Origin of the sequence: Streptomyces sp. NBC_00669, from assembly GCF_036226785.1 — a bacterium.
Taxonomy (GTDB): domain Bacteria; phylum Actinomycetota; class Actinomycetes; order Streptomycetales; family Streptomycetaceae; genus Actinacidiphila.
Map to the genome: position 1 here is coordinate 9,534,954 of NZ_CP109018.1, position 19,563 is coordinate 9,554,516.

Consider the following 19,563-nt stretch of genomic DNA (forward strand, 5'->3'; position numbering starts at 1 on the left):
CTGATCCGGGCCGCCCGCACAACCCTTCGGGGCCGGCCCGGGTCCAACCCGCATGCGGAAGCGACTTCTCGCCGTTCTGGCCCTGACCGCGGCAGCGGCCTGCGGCGCTCCCGGTGGCGGGCCCGGCTCCGCCGCCCCACCGAGCGAGTCCCCGACCGGCACGGCCACCACGGCCGTCACGGCCCCGCCCTCCGCCACGGCCACGGCCACCACCGGACTCCACCCCGACTTCGACGGCGACGGCCACGCCGACCTCGTCCTCACCGACACCTCCGCCACGGTCAACGGCAAGTACGCCGCCGGCTACGTGGCCGTGGTGTACGGCTCGGCGGCCGGCCCCGACGTCCGGCGCCACCAGGTGATCACGCAGGACAGCCTCGGCCTGGGCAAGGCGGGCACCGGCGGCGGGTTCGGCAGAGACACGGTCACGGCCGACCTCGACGGCGACGGCCGCAGCGACCTCATCACGCAGGCCGGCGGCAGTACGGTCTTCGTGGTCTGGGGCGGAACGAAGGAACTCTCCGGAGCGGTCGAGCTGACCGGCGCCGCACCGCTCGTCGGCGACTTCGACGGCGACGGTCACGCGGACCTCGTCACGACCGGCGGCACCACCGGCGGCACGGACGGCCAGGCGACGATCCGCTTCGGCCCGTTCACCCGCGCGGGCAAACCCGCCCGCACCACGACACTCGACCTCACCCCCGACAACCCGTCGTACTACACCGCCCGGCCCACCGCGATCGGCGACGTGAACGGCGACGGCAAGGACGATGTGGTGGTCACCTGGTCGCACGTGTTCGCGGACGAGGCCCCGACCCCCCGCGCCACCGTCGTGTACCTCGGGGCGGCCGACGGCGTGTTGAAGAAGGGCCCGCGCCTCAAGGACGCGAACGGCAAGGACCTGTACGGCGCGTCCACCCTCACGTCCGACGTGAACCACGACGGCTACGCCGATGTGATCGTCGGCCTCACCTGCGAGAGCATCGGCGACGAGACCACGCCTGAGGGCGGCAGCCGGCTGATGGTCGCGTACGGCGGACAGAGCGGACAGAGCGGACAGAGCGCCGGCCTGAAGCCCACCGTGATCAGCGCGAAGACACCAGGGCTACCCGGTGCACCGGACCCCTCCCGCTGCGACTTCGGGTACGCGCCGGCGACGGGTGACGTGAACGGCGACGGCTACACCGACGTCGCGCTCGCCGTCCCGGCCAAGGACGGCACGATGGTGGCACTGGTGCTGCGCGGCGGACCGAAGGGCCTGACCGTCGAGAACGCGATGAGCGTGCCCGGCCTCTCGACGCGGCCCACGCTGGCGATCCAGGACCTGAACGGCGACGGCGCGGCCGAACTCGCGATCGGCACGTCGTACGCGAGCGCGGCCGACGACGCGGTGCGGGTGCTGCGCAGCGGACCCGCCGGCCTCAGCACCGCAGCGCCGACGCGCATCGGGCCCGCGGATCTGGGACTGAAGCCGGCGCCGGGGGACAGCCTCGACTTCGGCCACTGACACAGACGGACACGGGCAGCCACGGACACGGGTGGCCACGGACACGGGCGGCCCCTGACAACTGGCGGGCGCCGCTTGGTCGTCGGCGGCACTCCTGGCCGGCCGGCTCGATCACCGCGCACCCGCCGGGTCAGGGCCGGGGCTTTTCCACGGCCGCGCGGATGGCGCGCATGACGGGGGCGACGTCGGCCGCGGTGAAGCCGATCTTGGTGTTGGTGCCGTCCCCCTTGATGACGAGGGTGACGGCGGCGGCCGTGGTCGGGGTGAACCAGGAGCACGTGGTGGCCGCGGTGGCGAGCATCGCGTTCTCGATCATGTAGGTGTTGCAGATCGCGCGCCCGCCGTGCGGTCCGGGGTCGGCGTCGGCGGCGCTGGTGGTGACCCGGTCGCCCGCGCCGTCCTCCTTGACGGCCGGGGGCCGGTCGAGGGCGTCGTGCAGATGGCCGGGGTCGAAGCCGGTGCCGTTGACGCCGCTGTAGAAGATCCACGCGCCGTCCGCGCGGTCGTCGTAGTAAGCGTGGACCGCCGTGCCGGACACGTCGAGTTGCTTGGCGGACTGCTGGAGGTCGCTGTTCACCCGCTTGATGACGTCGGCCGACGGTTGCCCCTGCGGGTAGCCGGCCGCGGTCCGCGGGGCGGTGAGCACGTACGAGGTGCCGCCGGAGCTGGTGTCGGCGCCGGGCTTGCTACCGGCGCTGCCACCGCCTGAGCCGCCCGCGCCCGTCGAGCCCCCCGCGCTGGCGGCGGCGCTGGGCCGGGCCGTGGAGCCGGCGGGGGCGGCGGCCGCGTGGTGGGCCGGGCCGCAGGCCGACAACGGCGCGCACGCCACGGCCAGTACGACAGCGGCCGATGTCCGTCGGCGCGGCGGAAAGGTACGTGCCATGTGCGGCCTCCTCAGGGCGGGACCCGTTTCCGGGCGGGCGGAACCAGGGCGGTTGCCGGCCGGAGCCCTGGGGTCGCCGGCAAGTCTGGCACCGGTACGCCCGCGGGGCAGCTCCCTCGTACAGCGGCGCTTTCCACCCCCCGCCAGCGGAACTGGTGCCGGGCGCGACCCCATGGCACGATGTCGCCGGAGTTGGAGCCGGACTCGAACTCCGGACTCGGGCTCGGGCTTGGAGCCGGACCCGGACCCGGACTTGGAGCTGGAGCTGGAGTTGGAGCCGGAGTTGGAGCCGGGTCGGAGGAACGCGACCGGGCCGGAGGAGGGCGCACGCGGATGGACCTCGATCCGAGGCGCCTGCTGGTCCTGCACGCGATCGCGCACCACGGCGGGCTCGCCCCCGCGGCGCGGGCCCTCGGGCACACCCGGTCGGCCGTCTCGCAGCAACTGGCCAGCCTGGAACGGGAGGTCGGCCTCGCCCTGGTGGACCGCTCCGGCCCGCGGCTGGAACTCACCGCGGCCGGACGGCTGCTGGCCGCGGCCGGTGAGCGCATCGCCCACGAACTCACCTCCGCCGCACAGCAGTTGGGTACGGCGAACCGCGGGCTCGTGCAGGGCCCGGTGGAGATCGGCGCCCCCTCGGGAGTGCTCGCCCGGATCGCGGTGCCCGCGCTGCGGCTGCTCGAACGGTGGTTCCCGCAGGTCGAGCCGAGGTTCACCGAGACCTCCCCGCCGGAGGGCCTGCGGCGGCTGCGGTTGGGCGAGTTGGACGTCCTGGTCGTCGTGGACGACCGGGACACGGCGCTGCCGCTGCCGCCGGCGGTGCGCGCGCAGGTACTGAGCGAGGACGAGTACCGGGTGGTCGTCCCGGCCGCCTGGGGCATGCCCACCGCCGCCGAGCTCTCCGGCCGCCCCTGGATCAGCGCCCCGGCCCACTCCGCGCGCGGCCGCGCCTTCGCCCGCTTCGCCGCCGCCCACGGGGTCACGCCCTCGGTCGAGCATCTCGCCGACCACGTGATCGCCGTCAAGGCGTTGCTGGCGGGGCAGGTCGGAGCGGCGGTGCTGCCCGCGTATCTCGCCGCGCGGCTCGACCAGGTCACGGTGACCGGACTGCCCGTCACCGGCAGCCAGATCACGCGGACGCTCTACCGCACCGGCCACGGCGACGGCGCCACCGCGGCCAAAGCGGCGGTCGACGCGCTCCAGCAGGCGGCCCGCGACCACGCCGAGGCCCTCACCCTGGCCGACCAGGGCAGCGGCGACATCATCATCCGCCCCCTGCGCGACCCGGCCGACCCGCCCCCGACGGCCCCGCGCGGCCTTACCGGACCTCGATGAGTTCGAGCAGGTTGTCCTCCGGGTCGTGGACGTAGGCGTAGCGCATGCCCGCGGTGGCGCCCGGCGCCGGGGGAGAGACGGTCCGCGCCCCGCAGTCCCCGGTGAGGTGGGCGAACGCCGCGTCGAGGTCGGGGACTTGGAGCGCGAGATGGCCGAAGGTCCGGTCGGCCGCGGCAGCCATCGGATCGGGGTGGGACACCGGCCGGGACCCGCTGCGCTCGATCAGTTCCACGCGCAGGCCGCGGCCGTCGGACAGGACGGCGGTACGCACCCCGGCGGAGGGCAGGTCGACGCGCTCCTCGACCTGGTCGAGGCCGAACGCGGCGCCGTACCAGCGCTCCTGGGCGGGCAGGTCGGCCACCGAGAGGCTGACGTGATGGAAGCGGGCGGCGGGGGACGGCATGGCGGGCACCTCCGAGGTTAATCCTCTTTACCTGGTGAATGCTGTTAACCTTACCGCCATGGCTCCCCCTGGCAAGCGGCCCACCGGCCGGCACCACGGTGACCTTCGGCGCGCTCTGGAAGAGGCCGCGCTGGTCCTGGTCGCCGAGCGCGGTCCCCACGGCTTCACCCTGGCCGAGGCCAGCCGCCGCGCCGGGGTCAGCGCCGCCGCTCCCTACAAGCACTTCGCCGACCGCGACGCCCTGCTCGCCGTGCTGGCGGAGCGCGGCTACCGCGAACAGCGCGAGCGATTCACCCGGGTGATGGCCCGCACCGACGACCCGGTGGAGCAGATGGCGGCCTTCGCGGCCGCCTACGTCCGCTTCGCGGCGGAGGACCGCGCCCTGTTCGACGTCACCTTCTCCACCGGGCTGGACAAGGCGGAGCACCCGGAACTCGCCGCCGCGGGGGAGGACCTGCTGGCCGCGCTGATGCCGGCCGCCGTACGACTCGCCCCCGATGACGACGCGGCCTACGACCTGCTGCTGCGCGTCGCCGCCGCGGCCCACGGGATCGCGGTCTTCCTGCGCCAGGGGTTGTTCGGCGTCTCGGCGGAGGCCCTGGACCTGACCGCGCAGCGCGCGGCCCGCACCGCGCGGGACATCTGCGCACCCGACTGACGAGGGCGGACGAACGCCGGCCGGGTGCCGTCGGGTCGGCCGGTCATCGCGCCCGCCGCATCGTGGCGGCCGCCGAAGCGGCCCGCGGCGAGCCGTGCACGGCGGAGGGGCGGGGGAGCGAGCGGGGCCTCAACTGCCCGCCGCCTCCGCCCACTCGGCGATCAGGGTGAGCAGCGGCGTCAGGCGCGCGGCCGACTCCGCGGCCGACCCGTCGCTGTTGTAGGAGGACGTGCCGAGGTCGTCGCGGACGGCCCGGCCGAGTACGGCGGGGCCCAGCCAGCTGTACTTCGCCGCGCCGCACGCCGCGACGGCGCCGCGCAGATCGGCGTCCGAACCAGACCAGCCGCCGTCGCGCAGCCCTTCGAGGTAGCCGTCGGTGGCGGCCTGCGCGACCTCGGGCAGCAGGCCGATGTCCATCAGCCCGTCGCTGAAGGAGTCCAGGACCAGGTTCGCCAGGTCCTCACCGACCGCGCCCTCCCCGGTGAACGACCAGTCCAGCAGGGTCGATCGGCCGGCGTCGTCGATGAGGTTGGCGGGCCACACGTCGAGGTGGCACAGGGTGCGCGGCGCCGACCGCGCCGCCGCGAGCACCCGCTCCCGCCCGGTCCACAACCGCCGTAGCCCCGCCCGCAGCCGATCCGGCCACACCCGCACGCTCGGGTGGTCCCAGTCGGCGTCCCGCACGTCCACGGACAGCGCCGGGCCCTCGGCCAGGTACTGCGCCAGGAATCCCCGCGACAGCCAGGCGGTCTCGGGCACCCGGCCGGCCCACCGGGCCTGGCCCGCGCCCAACTCACGGGCGAAGCGCGCGATCCGGGGCCCCGACCACGCGAAACCCTCGCTGCCCTCGACGTCCGCGAGCCACACCTCGACGAGGCCGTCCGCACGGGCGTGGATCTTCAGCGGCTCCGGTGCCACGATGCCGGCGTCGCGGTAGGCCGTGGCGGCCAGGCCCGACTCGTAGGCCGACACCTCGCGCCGCCAGTAGTTCCAGTGCGCGGGGTCGCCGCTGGTGGGCCAGTACCTGCTCGTCTCGACGCCGGGCGGGCGGGCGACCTTGACCACCGCCGATCGTCGCGGACCGCGCACCCGCCAGATGCCGAAGACGGCGGCGTTCACCTTGTTGTGCCGCAGCGACTCCACGCTCACGGGGCCGTCGCCGAGGACGGAGGGCGGGGGCGAGGTGACCACGGTCCTGCCGTCACCAGCGTCGAGGACCGCTCCCGCGCCCTCCTCGCCCGATGCGGGATCGGCCCTGCGGTGGTCGGCGCTGTGCACGATGCCCCTCTTCCCAGGTGTGCGGCGGTCGTCAGGCGTGCGGCGCACCTGCACCCCGCGGTGGCCATCCTGCCAGGTGCGCGGCGCCCGATGTCGCTGATCGCGCCGCCGAACGCGGAGGGAGGGCAGGGCAGTTGGGCGTCGGGAGCCGGAACGCGGTACGCGGCAGCGGGCGGTGACCGCGGCGAGCGGTCCGGCGGCGGTGAGGTGCGGCCGGCGGTGGTGGCGTGGCGCGCCGGGCGGCGCGGCCGGTGCCGCGGAGATGCACGCGACGGACCTCAGGCGGCGGAGTAGCGCACGACGCCGCCGGCGACGGTGGTGCGGACCGCGCCGGGCCGGCCGGCGCCGTCGCGCTCGAACTGGACGAGGTCGGCGCGCGCACCGACCGCCAGGCGGCCCCGGTCGGCCAGGCCGAGCAGGTCCGCCGGGTGCCGGGTGGCCATGGCGACGGCATCGGCGGTCGGCAGGCCGGCGCCGGCGCAGGCCCACCTGACGCACTGGGCCAACGAGGCGCCGCTGCCGGCGAGGTAGGGCGTTCCCCGCAGCGAGACCCGGCCGCTGTCCTCGACCGTGACGTTCCCGCCGACCGCGGTCCGGTAGTCGCCGGGCGGGCAGCCGGCGACCGTGACGGCGTCGCTGACCAGGACGCTGCGACCGGGCCCCTTCGCGCGCAGGAGCGCGGTGAGCACCGGAGCCGGCAGGTGGTGGCCGTCGGCGATGAAGGTCGCCCACAGTCCGGACGCCGCCAACTGCGGCCAGAGCACGTTGTCGTGGCGCTCGACGGTCGCCGGGAGCCCGTTGCCGAGATGGGTCGAGAGCCGGCCGCCGGCCCGGCAGAAGGACTCGACGTCCGCCGCGGAGGCGGCCGAGTGCCCGATGGACGCGGTCACCCCGCGCCGCGTCACGTACCGGGTGAACTCCTCGGCCCCCGCGCGTTCGGGAGCCAGGGTGACGATCCTGATCAGGCCGTCCGCGGCCCGCTGCCACTCCGTGAACTCGGCGATGTCCGGGTCCCGCAGGACATCGGGGTCGTGGGCGCCCCGGTAGCCGTCGTGCGCGGAGAGGTAGGGACCCTCCAGGTGGATGCCGGGCACGCAGGCGGCGAAGTCGGCGTTGGCCGCACGTGCCTCGGTGACGCGGGTCAGCAGGCGGGCGACGCGCTCGCGCGACCCGGAGATGACCGTCGGACAGAAGGTCGTCACGCCGTGCGCCCACAGCAGCGGCGGGAGTTCGGCGAGCGACCGGTCCCCGTCGGTGTCGTTGACGTCCACTCCGCCGAAGCCGTTGAGCTGGATGTCGATCAGGCCGGGTGCGAGCAGCAGGTCGGGCGCGCTGCCGATCCGGCTGACCTCCTCGATGCCGGCCGGCGAGAACCGCACCCGCAGAGGCACGCCTTCCGGGCCGAAGCCCTCGAGTGTCTGCGTCATCGTTCCTCGATTCAGGGGTGGGTGAGCGGCGCACTGCAATTGTTGCAGCAATGTAGTGGGTATCGGCCTCCTGATTCAACGGGTTCCTGCGGGCACTCGACGCGGACGCCGGTGACCTCGCGGATGGATGGAGTGACATTGCTGCAAGCGATTGCTAACCTTGCGGTGCCCGCACCCCGTTCCGAGGAGGAACCCTTGACCACGGCTCGACTCGTCCGCGCCGGCAGCCTGCCGGTGGAGATTCACCCGACCACCGCCGAGATGGCGGCAGCCGCCGCCCGGCACACCGCCGACGTGCTGCGACAGGCGGTCGATCAGCGGGGCTCGGCGCGCGTGATCATGGCGACCGGCAACTCGCAACTCGCCTTCGTCGCCGCGCTGCCGGCCCAGGACATTCCGTGGAGCAGGATCACCGTGTTCCACATGGACGAATACATCGGCGTCGACGACCAGCACCCCGCCTCGTTCCGCCGGTGGATACGCGAGCGGATCGCCGAGCCGTTCCAGCCGGCCGGGGTCGAGTACATCGACGGCATGGCCGGCGACGTCGAGGCCGAGTGCGCCCGCTACGAGGCGCTGCTCCGCGAGGCGCCGATCGACCTCACCTGCATGGGCATCGGGGAGAACGGCCACCTGGCGTTCAACGAGCCAGGCGAGGCCGACTTCGAGGACCCGCGATGGGCGCGGGTCGTCCGGCTGACCACCCGCTCGATCGACCAGCAGATCGGCGAGGGACACTTCCCCGACCGCTCCACGGTGCCCGCGACCGCGATCTCGCTGACCATCCCGGCGCTGCTGGCGGCGGGGACCGTGCAGGTCGCCGCGCCCGAGGCCCGCAAGGCGCAGGCGGTGCGGAGCACCCTGACGCTGGACCCGACGACGGACTGGCCGTCCACGATCCTGCGCCGCACCCCCCGTGCCCGCCTGTTCCTCGACGCGGAGTCGGCGGCCGAGTCGAAGGAGGTCATCGACTCACTCGCCGCCGCGGGATAGGGCGACAGGCGTACGGCAGGTGCCGCGGCCAGGTGACTCGGTGATCCGGTGATCCGGTGATCCGTTGCAGCGCGGCGCGGCGCCGGCAGGCAGGACCCCCAGGTGCTCGGCACGCTGACGAACTCCCACCGTCGGCGCGCCGGGCACCGCGCGTCGCGGCGCAGGTCGGGCCGGGCGGGCCGGCCCGACCTGCGCCGCGACCGCTCAGTCGAGCAGTTCCTTGACGCCGACCGGCCGGTGCTCGACGACCGAGCGCCACAGCCCCTCGCCCAGGGCCACCGCCCACGCGCCCTCCAGGCTGCTGGCGGCCAGCCCCAACTCCCTTGACTCGGCGCTCTGTTCGACGAACAGGTCACGGCGCATCTCCGGATCGGCCCCGGCGTGCTCGCCCCTCGGCGCGTCCACGTGCACCGTCGACCGCTCCCCGAACAGCGGCGCCAGCACGACCGTGTCGCTGCCCGGCAGCGGCTCTCCGTCGAGCCCGCGCCCGTGCAGCATCTCGATCGAGCCGTGCGTGCCGCTGATCCCGAGCCGGTACCCCTCCCACGTGCTGGAGAAGTCGATCGAGTACGCGAGGGACGCGCCGCCCGCGTAACTCACCACGGCGCTGTAGGTGTCCTCGATGTCGATCTCGTCGTCGTAGATGTACATCGGGCGGTCGGCCGGGTACTGCTCGGCGTAGTGCAGGCCGAACAGTCCGGTCCGCGGCTCCTGGCCGCCGTCGTCGGTGAGCTGGCCGGTGGCGCGCAACTCCCGCAGGTAGGGGTCGGGTTCGGGCTGCCCGGACGCCGTGGCCTGCTGCGGGCGGTGCGGGCTGCGCGGCCCGTAGTAGTTGAGGGCGCCGTAGCCGAAGATCTCCAGGGGCTCCTGGCCGACCAGCCAGCTGACGAGGTCGAAGTGGTGGCAGCACTTGTGGACGGCCAGGCCGCCGTGGGCGCGCTGCCGGTTCCAGCGGGAGAAGTAGCTCGCGCCGTGCCGCAGGTCCACGTGGTAGTCCAGCGTCACCCGGGTCACGGAGCCGATCGAGCCGTCGAGGATCATCCGCTTGATCACCCGGTGGGTGCGGGCGTACCGCAGGTTGTGGGTGACCTTCACCCGGGCGCTGCTCGCGCTCTCCGCGCGGAGCACCGACCGGGCCGCCGCGGCCGTGCTGACCATCGGCTTCTCGGTGATCACGTCGACGCCGCGGGCGAGGGCGGCGACGATGTACGCCTCGTGCGTGTGGTCGGGGGAGGCGACGATGACCGCGTCGGGGGCGAGTTCGCCGAGCATCCGGTCGAATCCGTCGGGGGAGTGGAACGGCAGCTCGCCGACCCCGGCGGCCCGCAGTTGGCCGTTGAACTCCTCGACCCGCTGCCGGTCGCTGTCGACCAGCGCCACCACCGTGCCGTGGCCGGACAGGTCGTCGCCGGCGCCGCCGTAGCCGAGGACGCCGTCCAGGCGGCCGCCGGTCAGTCCCATCAGCGGATGCACGAACGCCGCCAGGCCGCGGTTGGACAGGCCGCAGACCGCATAGCGCCTTGTGGTCACAGGAGGTCCTTTCTGGTCCCGCGATGCGGGGACGGGTCGGGGAGTCGCGGCCGTGCCGAGCGCGCAGCATTCGCTGGCGTCGTCCCAGGCGCCGGCGGCGCGCAGGATCGCGCCGGCCATGACCCGGTGGCCGCGGCCGTTGGGGTGGGTGCTGTCGCCCATCCACCGCGCGGGCGCCCACCCGTCGCCGGCGCGCAGCCACGGCGTGTAGTGGTCCACGACCACGCTGCCGGTGGCCTGACCCGCCTCCCGCATCGCCTCGACGAAGTCGGGCAGGGGGGCGATCTGCTCGGGCGGCGCGTCCGGGCGCACGGGGTTGGGCAGCTGGAGGAGGACCAGGGCACCGGCCGACCGCAGCCGCGCGATGACCTCACGCAGGGTGCGGGAGAAGTCCGCGAGGTGGTCGGGGCCGAGCTTCGCGTCGTTGAGACCGACACCCAGGGAGACGACGTCGGGTGCCAGGCGGGTGATGCGGGCGAGCGTGTCGGCGACGTCGCGGGCCCGCCAACCGCTGACCGCGGTGCGCGCGAACACGTCGCGATGGCGGGCGAGTTCGTAGCGGACCCGCTCTTCCAGGATCTGTGCGTAGTCGCGTTCGCCGGCGGTCCAGCGGGCGCCCTGCGCGACGCTGTCGCCGGCGGTCACCCAGGTGAGTGGTCGATCGGCCGTGAGCAGGGCGGCCAGAGCCGCCGCGCTGCTGCCGGATGGGGGCGGGGCGGGTGCGTGGTGAGCCGTCACGCCGCGCAGTTTAGCCGCGTGCAGCTATTGCAACAATCGTTTGCAGTGATTTAACTTGCCGTCACATCAGCGAGGCGACCGGCTCCCTGCTGGTCTCCCGCGACTTTCCGTGACAACTCGGCAAGCGTATGCAGGACCCTCCTGAAGGGGCACGGTATGAGTGGTGGACGCAATGTCGGAACCGGGCGGGGCATGACCCGCCGGACGTTCCTGGCCGGTTCGACGCTGGCGGCGGCCGCGGCCGCGATGGCCTTCGAGCCGCCCGGGACCGCCTCCGCCGCGGCGGCGGCCGGCCCGGTGCTCCCGGACCCGCCCGGCTCCGGAATCGCCCGCGCGCAGATCTTCGACAACCAGATCCCGGACCGCACGGTCTACGCGGGACTGACCTACTTCGTCTGGGGCGCGAGTAGCCTCGCCCAGCCGGCCGGGGCCGTCCCGTGCGGCTACCTGCCGGCCTTCCGCGACTACGACCGCGGCCACGACCTGGCCTGGTACCAGGCCAACCACCCCGACTGGGTGGTCTACCAGGCCGATCAGGCCACGCCGGCCTACGAGTTCGGCAACACCACCTACCTGCCGATCGACTTCACCAACCCGGCCGTCCGCACCTACTACTACGACACCTACGTCCAGCCGCTGATCGACGCCGGCTATCCGCTCGTCGGCTTCGACAACGTCGTGACGTTCAACGGCTACGGCAGCTGCGGGCACTTCGACGCGACCGGCGCCTGGGTGCAGCAGTACAGCGGGGCGCGGGTGGACGACGTCTGGGCGGCCGCCGTGCTGGACTGGCTGGACCACCTGGCCGGGCGGCTGCACGCCGCCGGCGCCGGCATCGCGGCCAACATCACCTGGAACGCGTCGGTGAAGACCGCCGACATGCTGCAGGCGGTCGGCCTGGTCGACGTCTACGTCGACGAGCAGGGCTTCACCGCACACCGGGTGGAGAACTACAACGACCAGGCGTGGCAGGACCGGTTCGACTTCGTACGGCAGGTCGCGCCGAGCACCGCGTACGTCTCGATCAACCAGACCGCGACCGCCGACCTCGCGGACGCGAGCACCGCCCAGGTCGACTGGGTGATCGCCAACTACCTGCTGTACCGCGAGCAGCGGAGCATGCTCGCGCTCTGCGGTGACCAGCAGTACCACGTCTTCCTCGACCGGCCCGAACTGCACACCGACATCGGGGCGCCCGCCGCCGCGCCGTACGCGGACGCCGGCGGAGCGCGGGCACGCTCCTACACCGGCGGGCTCGCGCTGGTGAACCCCTCCTCGACGCAGGCGACGACCACCGCCCTGCCGGCCGGCACCTGGACCGACCTGCGCGGCACCGCCCACACCGGCCAGATCGTGCTGCAACCCAACTCCGGCACCGTCCTGGCCGGCCCCTCCTGACCGGACGCCCGCCTCCGCGGAGCACCAACAGAAAAGGAACACGCGTGAAACGCAGACGCATACTCGCGACCGTCATCGCCGGGCTGCTCGCAGCGGCGGCCGGCGGCGTGTCGGAAACCGCATCCGCCGCGCCCCCGGCACCGGCCGCGTCCCCCGCATCGGCCGTACCGGCGTCCGGCGCCGCCGGATGCCCGGCGCCGGCCGCGGGCCTGACCTTTCCCGACCCCCCGGACCACGGCGTCGCGCAGGCGCAGGTCTTCGACCGCAGCGTCACCGACCCCACCGCCTACGCCGGCCACGTCTACTTCGTCTGGGGGTCGCTCGTCGCGCAGCAGCCGGCCGGAGTGGTCGGCAGCTCCTACGCGACGGGCTTCCGCAACGCCCCGCAGCGTACGTACACCTACGACTGGTTCCTCGCGAACCACCCGTCCTGGATCGAGTACACCGCGGACCGCACGACACCGGCGTGGGAGTTCGGCAACCACGTCTACACCCCGCTGGACATGGGCAACCCCGAGGTGCGGCAGTGGTACTTCACCACCATCGTCGACCCCGCGATCGCCGCCGGCTACCGGGTGATCGCGGTGGACAACATCGGCCTGCGCAACGACTTCGGGATGAGCGGCCACTACGACGACAGCGGTACCTGGGTCCAGCAGTTCAGCGCTGACCCGGACGACGCGACGTTCTTCGGCTACGTCAACGACTGGCTGTCCGCCCTGTCCAGGGGACTGCACGCCCGCGGCGCCGCCGGCGCGTTCAACATCACCTTCAACGCCAGCCTGCACGACGCGAGCCAGGACAAGACGGCCGCCTGGCTGGCGGCGACCCGCAAGGCCATCGCCACCTCCGACATCTGGCTCAACGAGCAGGGCTTCACCGTCCACCGGACCGAGAACGTCACGGACGACGAGTGGCTGATGATGTACGACCTGATCCGCGAGTTCCGGTGCAAGTCGATGGTGATCGACAACAAGCTGCCGACCGACACCTGGGACCAGGCGTCGGGGGAGCAGCGCCAGTGGGTGGTGGCCAACTACCTGCTGTACCGGGAGCAGCCGACCATGATGGTGATGACCGGGCTGAAGGACTACGCCCAGTACAACGACATCCCCGAGCTGGACGTGGACCTCGGGAAGCCGGTCACCGGTCCGATCGGGCACGGGACCGGACTGTGGCTGCGCCGCTACCAGCAGGGCCTGACCGTCGTGAACCCGTCGAGCACCGTCACGCGGCACCTGCGGCTGCCCGGCACCTGGGCGGACCTGCACGGCGTCCGCTACTCGGGCCGGATCAGCGTGCCCCCGAACACCGGGCTGGTGCTGAGCCCGGTCCGCTGAGCGCCGCCGATCTCCGCTCGATGCCGCTGCCGGCCCGCCCTGAGGCGGGCCGGCAGCGTGACGTGCGGTCAGGGCCCGTGCCGCCGGAACCGGTTCCGGCGGAGCCCCGGTCAGCCGACCGGCAGGCCGGTCGACCCGCGGATGACCAGTCGCGTCTCCAGCCGGAGCGCGGTGCCGGGAGCCGCGCCGTCGGCCGGCTCGTCGCCGTCGGCCTCCCGGATCTGCGCGAGCAGCAGGTCCACCGCGGTCGTGCCGAGTTCCACACCGGGGACGTGGATCGAGGTGAGCATGGGGTAGGCCGTCTGCGACATCGGGCTGTCGTCGATGCCGATGACGCTCACCTCGCGGCCGACCGTCATGCCCTGCTCGCTGAGCCGGGCCATCACCCCGAGCGCGATCAGGTCGTCGTAGGCGATGGCCGCCGTCGCCCCGGCGGACTGCAGCACGTCGGCCGCGCGCATCCCGGCCTGCATCTGCGGCTCGAACGGGCCGAGTTCCAGCAGGTCGGCGCCGAACTCCTTGCTGGCCGCCACGACCGCGTCATGGCGCTGCTTGTTCGACCACGAGCGGCGCGGCCCCGACAGGTAGCAGATGCGGCGATGGCCGAGGCCGACCAGATGCTCGACGGCCTGCGCCATCCCCTCGGCCTCGTCGATCACCACGCTGGAGGCTCCCGGCACCTCCCGGTTGGCGAACACCACCGGCCCGCCGCCGGCGAACTGGTGCAGCCCTTCCAGCGACGTGCGCGGCGAGGCGAGGATCAGCCCGTCGGCCTGCTTGCCGAGGCTGCGCGCGCGATCGATCTCGTCGGCGGCGTGCTCGTCGGTGTCGGCGAGCAGCACCGAGTACCCCTTGTCCCGGGCGCGCGCCTGCACGGCCTTGATGACCGGCGGGAAGAACGGGTTGGCGATGTCGGGGACGACCAGCCCGATGGTGTCGGTCCGCCCGGACACCAGGGAACGGGCCACCCGGTTCGGGACGTAGCCCATCTCCCGCGCCACCCGCTCGATCCGGCTGCGGGTCGCGGCGTTGACCTTGCCCGGATCGGACAGCGCGCGCGACACGGTCGAGGTCGACAGATTGCAGGCGTCCGCGACGTCCGCGAGGGTCACGGTCATGGGGGCCCCTCCGCTGGTGAGCTCTCTACTGGGCCTGCCAGTGTACTGCAATCGCTTGTTGTCATCCGCGCTGAGGTCCGCTCCTTGTTGCTGCACATTGCATTGACAGTTGCTGCAATCGTTGGCAGCATGCGTTGCATTCCGGCCGAGATCGCTCCCTCCCACGGGCATCCGGCCTGGTGAAAGACGAGAGGAGGCAGAGTGTTGGCAAGAACGCGCACCGTCGCGTCGATCGTCTCCGCCATAGCGGTGCTGGGCGTCGGCACGGCGGCCTGTACATCCGGCGAGGAAGCCGGCTCCGGTTCCTCGGCGCTCACCGTCGCCGCGTACTCCCAGCCGACGTTGCAGGCGAACTTCAACCCGTTCTCGCCCAACGCGCTGCGCGGCACGACGGGCCTGATCTACGAGCAGCTCTTCGACTTCAACACCGCCGACAGGAACCAGTTCATGCCGGGCCTGGCGACCAGGTACACCTGGGACGCCGGCGGCCGTTCGGTGCACCTGTCGCTGGACTCCCGCGCGAAGTGGTCGGACGGCAGCCGGCTGACCGCGGACGACGTCGTGTTCACCTTCACGTACATGAAGGCGCACAAGCTGCTCGCCCTGCCGCTGACCACCGCCGTCGCCGAGGGCGACGGAGTGAGGCTGGACTTCTCCGCCCCCGGCTACTCCCAGATCCAGCAGATCGGCCGGGTGGCGGTCGTCCCGCGCAAGCTGTGGGCGACCCGGAACCCCGACACGTACATCAACCGTGCCCCGATGGGCAGCGGCCCCTACACCCTGGGACGCGTCACCGGCCAGCAGGTGAGCTTCAAGGCCCGCACCGACTACTGGCGGCAGGCCGTCCCGGTGAAGCAGATCAACTACGTGACCACCAGCAGCACCAACCTGCTGGCCCAGCAGATGGTGCGCCACGAGGTGGACCTGTCCTACGCGGGCATCCCGAACATGAAGTCCCAGTACCTCGACAAGGACCCGGCGCACAACCACCTCTGGCCGATCCGCGCGAGCATGAAGCCGCTGCTGCTCAACCTGCGGCGCGCGCCGTTCGACAACGTGCATGTGCGCAAGGGCATCGCGCTGGCCCTGGACCGGAGCGCGATCGCCAACGCCTACAACCCCGGCGTCTACCAGGCCGTCGGGCCGACCGGCCTGACCGTGCAGAACTGGGGCTCGGTGATCCCGGCCGCGGACAGGGAACCGCTCACCCGGAACCGGCAGGCCGCACTGGGCGAACTGGCCGAGGCCGGCTACCACCTCAAGGGCGGACGCCTGGTCGACGCCCACGGCAAGCAGTTGACGCTCGGCATCCTGACCGTCAGCACCTTCGCCGACGCGATGGCCTACGGGCAGGAACTGGCCGACCAGCTGTCGCAACTGGGCATCAAGGCGAGCGTGCCCGGCGAGGCGCCGAGCGCGTACGTCGCCGACGAGGGCAAGCACAACTTCGACGCGGTCTTCGGTGACGCCTTCACCTATGGCGCCAACCTCTACAACTTCTACTGGAGCATGCTCTCGCCGGACAGCACGCAGAGCATCATCGGCTGGAAGGACCCGGCCACCGGCTCCGCGCTGGACGCCCTGGCGAAGGCGGACCCGGCCGGCCAGACACAGGCCACGCAGGCCCTGGAGAAGATCATGACCGAGCAGGTGCCCACGATCCCGGTCGTGGTCAAGGGCACCCCGTACATGTACTCCACGACGCGGTACGTCGGCTGGCCCACCGAGAAGAACCCCTACACGACGCCGGACCCCGGCGCGGTGAGCGGCGTCTACGCGCAGAAGCTGTTCCTGTCGCTGCGGCCCGCGAACGCCGAGAAGTAGCCGTGGGCGGCGTGACATTGGCCCCGGCGGTCCCGGCGGCGCACACGGCCCGCGGCCGCGCCTCCGGCAGCGCGATCCGGCGGATCTGGGGCAGCGTCCTGCTCAAGCGGGTCGGGTTCTACGTGGTGGCGGGGTGGGCGGCGGCGACGTTGAACTTCCTGTTGCCGCGGCTGATGCCGGGTGACCCGGCGGCGGCGATCCTGCTGAAGATGTCCGAGCTCGGACCGGTCACCCCCGACCGGGTGCAACTGGTCCACCGGCTGTTCGGCGGCGCCAACAGCGAGCCGCTGTGGCGGCAGTACCTCTCCTACCTCGGCGGCCTGTTCCACGGCGACTTCGGTCTGTCGCTCGCGTTCTACCCGACCCCGGTGTCGACGGTGGTGCGTTCGGGATTCCTGTGGTCGGTGCTGCTGCTCGGCGTCTCGACGGTGATCGCGTTCGTCGTCGGCACGGCCCTGGGCGCGCTGGCCGGACGGCGGCCCGGCGGCTGGCTCGACTCGGTCATCAGCCCGCTGTCGATCTTCGTGCACTCCCTGCCGTACTTCTGGGCGGCCCTGATCCTGGTGTACGTCTTCGCCTTCCGGCTCGACTGGTTCCCGCTGTCCGGCGGCGCCGGGCCCGACCTCGCCCCGGGCTTCAACGCGACGTTCGTCAACAGCGCGCTCACCCACGCGCTACTCCCGGCGGCGACCATCGTGCTCACCTCGATCAGCGGCTGGCTGATCCACATGCGCAACATGATGGCCTCGGTGGTGAACGAGGACTACGTCCTGCTCGCGCGGGCCAAGGGGCTGTCCGAGACTCGGGTGGTCACCGCGTACGCGGCGCGCAACGCGGTGCTGCCCAGCATCAGCAGCTTCGCCGTGTCGATCGGGCTGGTCGTCGGCGGCTCGCTGCTGACCGAGATGGTGTTCAACTACCCAGGGCTCGGCAGCCTGTTGAACCAGGCGATCCTCAACCTCGACTACCCGCTGATGCAGGCGCTGTTCCTGGTGATCTCCATGACGGTCCTGGTGGCCAACTTCGTCATGGACTGCCTGTACGTCCTGCTCGATCCCCGTACCCGTGAGGCGGCGTCATGACCCGTCGACTCCCCGCCCGTGTCCGCCGCGACCCCGCCCGTGTCCGCCGCGACCCCGCCCGCGTCCGCCGGCTCCCGGTCCGCCTGCCCGCGAACCGGAAGGTGCGGTGCGGGCTGTTCATCCTGCTGGCGCTCGTGCTGGTCGCCGCGTTCGGGCCGCTGCTCGTCGGCCACGTCCTCGGCCAGTCGCCGACCCGGCTGCACGCCGGCGGCACCCTGGAACCACCGTCCGGCGGGCACTGGCTCGGCACCACCTCCTCCGGGCAGGACGTACTGGCCCAACTCGTGGCCGGGACGCGGACATCCCTGCTGGTGGGGCTGGTCGGCGGCACCATCGCCACCGTCCTCGCCGTGCTGCTCGGCGTGCTGAGCGGCTACAGCACCGGGCGCTCCGGCGCGGGCCTGACCGCGTTCGTCAACATCTTCCTGGTCATCCCCGGACTGCCGCTGCTGATCCTCGTCGCCGGCTACACCCGCGGTCGGGGCGGCTGGCTGACCGTCGCGGTCATCATCGGCCTGACCAGCTGGGCCGGCGGGGCGCGGGCGAAGCGCGCGCAGACGCTGTCCTTGCGCGGCCGGGACTTCGTGACCGCGGCCACCTACTCCGGGGAGTCCCGGGCGCGGGTCCTGCTGATCGAGGTGGTCCCGCATCTCGCGCCGGTCATCGCGTCCACCTTCCTGTTCTCCGTGGTCGGCTCGATCGCGGCGGAGGCGGGACTGGACTTCATCGGCGCGGGCCACGCGGGCACGGTCAGCTGGGGCACGATGCTGTACTGGGTCCAGTCGCAGGGCGCGCTGCAGAGCGGCGCCTGGTGGTGGTTCCTGCCACCCGGCCTGTGCATCGCCCTGGTCGGCACGGCCGCCGGGCTGATCAACTTCGGCGTGGACGAACTCGCCGACCCCCGACTGCGCGCCCGGGCCGGCACCGGGTCCGCCGCAGGCCGTTCCCGCCGTACCGGCGGCCTCACCCCGGAGAAGGCGCGATGACCGCGGACCTGGTACTCGACGTGGACGGCCTCGCGGTCGCCTACGGAACCGGCCGGTCGGCCCTGGCCGTCGACGACATCAGCTTCCGGCTCCACCGCGGCGAGATCCTCGGCGTCGCGGGGGAGAGCGGCAGCGGTAAGTCGACACTGATGACCGCGGTCACCCGGCTCGACCGGCCACCCGCCCGGGTCATCGGCGGGCAGGTCCGCTACCACCCGAGCGGCGGGGCGCCGGTGGACCTGATCGGCGCGTCCTCCCGGCAGTTGCGCGCGCTGCGGTGGGACCGGATCGCCGTCGTCTTCCAGAGCGCGATGACCGCGCTGAACCCGGTGATGCGGGTCGGCGCCCAGTTCGTCGACGTGCTGCGCGCCCACCGGCGGATGAGCCGCCGGCAGGCCTGGCAGCGCGCGGCGGAACTGCTGGAGCTGGTCGGCATCCCCGGGGAGCGGGCGCGCGGCTACCCGCACGAGTTCTCCGGCGGGATGCGGCAGCGCGCGGCGATCGCGCTCGCGCTGGCGTGCGACCCGGAGATCATCGTGATGGACGAGCCGACGACGGCGGTCGACGTCGTGATGCAGCGTCAGATCCTGGGACGGCTCCAGGAGTTGCAGGCACGGTTCGGGTTCGCGATCGTCTTCATCACCCACGACCTGTCGCTGCTCGTCGAGCTGGCCGACCGCATCATGATCATGTACGCGGGCCGGGTGGTCGAGACGGGCACCGCCGCCACCATCCACCGCGCGCCCCTGCACCCGTACACCCGCGGACTGCGGGACTCCTCGCCGACCCTGCACGGCCCGAAGCGAACGGTGCGGGCCATCGGCGGGTCGGCGCCGGACCTGTGGGACCTGCCGGCCGGCTGCGCGTTCCATCCGCGCTGCCCGCAGCGGGAAGCGGGGTGCGAGACGACCCGGCCGCCCCTGCTCACCCTCGACGGCCACGGCGCCGCCTGCCTGCTGGCCCCGCCGCCGGCAGGGCCCGCCGCGAGGGCCACCGACATCCAGGAGCGCGCATGACCGAACCGGCGAGTTCGTCCGGTCGCCCCACCCGGCCGGCCGAGGGC

16 protein-coding genes are annotated in these 19,563 nt (G+C 72.9%); 10 read left to right on the plus strand and 6 right to left on the minus strand.

Annotated features, from left to right (window positions below; translation table 11 throughout):
- Positions 1 to 52: 52 nt before the first annotated feature.
- Positions 53 to 1,507, plus strand: a complete 1,455-nt coding sequence (locus OG896_RS40060; protein WP_329373483.1) for an FG-GAP and VCBS repeat-containing protein — start codon at positions 53 to 55, stop codon at positions 1,505 to 1,507.
- A gap of 130 nt (positions 1,508 to 1,637) precedes the next feature.
- Here the strand turns inward: OG896_RS40060 and OG896_RS40065 are convergent, their stop codons facing one another.
- Positions 1,638 to 2,390: a hypothetical protein gene (locus tag OG896_RS40065; protein ID WP_329373485.1), complete on the minus strand. Its 753-nt coding sequence runs from the start codon at positions 2,388 to 2,390 to the stop codon at positions 1,638 to 1,640.
- Between the two features lie 333 nt (positions 2,391 to 2,723).
- Between OG896_RS40065 and OG896_RS40070 the strand changes: the two genes are divergently transcribed.
- A complete protein-coding gene (locus OG896_RS40070) occupies positions 2,724 to 3,725 on the plus strand; it encodes a LysR family transcriptional regulator (RefSeq protein WP_329373486.1) in 1,002 nt (333 codons plus the stop codon).
- Here OG896_RS40070 and OG896_RS40075 read toward each other — a convergent pair.
- Positions 3,709 to 4,128, minus strand: a complete 420-nt coding sequence (locus tag OG896_RS40075; RefSeq protein ID WP_329373488.1) for a VOC family protein — start codon at positions 4,126 to 4,128, stop codon at positions 3,709 to 3,711. The two genes, OG896_RS40070 and OG896_RS40075, sit on opposite strands and share 17 nt — an antisense overlap.
- Positions 4,129 to 4,186: 58 nt before the next feature.
- On the opposite strand from OG896_RS40075, the gene OG896_RS40080 reads away from it, so the two are divergent.
- Positions 4,187 to 4,786 carry a TetR/AcrR family transcriptional regulator gene (locus OG896_RS40080; protein WP_329373490.1) on the plus strand — a complete coding sequence of 200 codons (600 nt, stop codon included), beginning with the start codon at positions 4,187 to 4,189 and terminating at the stop codon, positions 4,784 to 4,786.
- A 129-nt stretch (positions 4,787 to 4,915) separates the two neighbouring features.
- On the opposite strand, the gene OG896_RS40085 is transcribed toward OG896_RS40080, so the two are convergent.
- Positions 4,916 to 6,064 (minus strand): aminoglycoside phosphotransferase, encoded by a 1,149-nt coding sequence (locus tag OG896_RS40085; protein WP_329373491.1) that lies wholly within the window; start codon positions 6,062 to 6,064, stop codon positions 4,916 to 4,918.
- A gap of 278 nt (positions 6,065 to 6,342) precedes the next feature.
- Positions 6,343 to 7,491, minus strand: a complete 1,149-nt coding sequence (locus OG896_RS40090; protein WP_329373493.1) for an N-acetylglucosamine-6-phosphate deacetylase — start codon at positions 7,489 to 7,491, stop codon at positions 6,343 to 6,345.
- 195 nt (positions 7,492 to 7,686) lie between these two features.
- On the opposite strand from OG896_RS40090, the gene OG896_RS40095 reads away from it, so the two are divergent.
- The gene (locus OG896_RS40095; RefSeq protein WP_329373495.1) at positions 7,687 to 8,484 is read left to right on the plus strand and encodes a glucosamine-6-phosphate deaminase; all 798 of its coding nucleotides are present in this window, start codon (positions 7,687 to 7,689) and stop codon (positions 8,482 to 8,484) included.
- 204 nt (positions 8,485 to 8,688) lie between these two features.
- On the opposite strand, the gene OG896_RS40100 is transcribed toward OG896_RS40095, so the two are convergent.
- A complete protein-coding gene (locus tag OG896_RS40100) occupies positions 8,689 to 10,752 on the minus strand; it encodes a GDSL-type esterase/lipase family protein (protein WP_329373496.1) in 2,064 nt (687 codons plus the stop codon).
- Between the two features lie 192 nt (positions 10,753 to 10,944).
- On the opposite strand from OG896_RS40100, the gene OG896_RS40105 reads away from it, so the two are divergent.
- Together OG896_RS40105 and OG896_RS40110 are read left to right on the plus strand one after the other, a co-directional pair.
- Positions 10,945 to 12,150, plus strand: a complete 1,206-nt coding sequence (locus tag OG896_RS40105; protein ID WP_329373497.1) for a putative glycoside hydrolase — start codon at positions 10,945 to 10,947, stop codon at positions 12,148 to 12,150.
- Positions 12,151 to 12,194: 44 nt separating this feature from the next.
- Positions 12,195 to 13,490 (plus strand): putative glycoside hydrolase, encoded by a 1,296-nt coding sequence (locus OG896_RS40110; protein WP_329373499.1) that lies wholly within the window; start codon positions 12,195 to 12,197, stop codon positions 13,488 to 13,490.
- A gap of 110 nt (positions 13,491 to 13,600) precedes the next feature.
- On the opposite strand, the gene OG896_RS40115 is transcribed toward OG896_RS40110, so the two are convergent.
- Entirely contained in the window at positions 13,601 to 14,608 is a 1,008-nt protein-coding gene (locus OG896_RS40115; protein WP_329373501.1) for a LacI family DNA-binding transcriptional regulator, read from the minus strand.
- Positions 14,609 to 14,809: 201 nt separating this feature from the next.
- Between OG896_RS40115 and OG896_RS40120 the strand changes: the two genes are divergently transcribed.
- From OG896_RS40120 to OG896_RS40135, 4 genes are all read left to right on the plus strand, one after another.
- Positions 14,810 to 16,432 carry an ABC transporter substrate-binding protein gene (locus OG896_RS40120; RefSeq protein ID WP_329373503.1) on the plus strand — a complete coding sequence of 541 codons (1,623 nt, stop codon included), beginning with the start codon at positions 14,810 to 14,812 and terminating at the stop codon, positions 16,430 to 16,432.
- An 83-nt stretch (positions 16,433 to 16,515) separates the two neighbouring features.
- Positions 16,516 to 17,514 (plus strand): ABC transporter permease, encoded by a 999-nt coding sequence (locus OG896_RS40125; RefSeq protein WP_329374583.1) that lies wholly within the window; start codon positions 16,516 to 16,518, stop codon positions 17,512 to 17,514.
- Positions 17,511 to 18,500: an ABC transporter permease gene (locus OG896_RS40130; protein ID WP_329373505.1), complete on the plus strand. Its 990-nt coding sequence runs from the start codon at positions 17,511 to 17,513 to the stop codon at positions 18,498 to 18,500. The genes OG896_RS40125 and OG896_RS40130 overlap by 4 nt, the downstream gene beginning before the upstream one ends.
- Positions 18,497 to 19,516, plus strand: coding sequence for an ABC transporter ATP-binding protein (locus tag OG896_RS40135; RefSeq protein ID WP_329373507.1), 1,020 nt, complete (start codon positions 18,497 to 18,499; stop codon positions 19,514 to 19,516). The genes OG896_RS40130 and OG896_RS40135 overlap by 4 nt, the downstream gene beginning before the upstream one ends.
- The last annotated feature ends 47 nt before the right edge of the window (positions 19,517 to 19,563 follow it).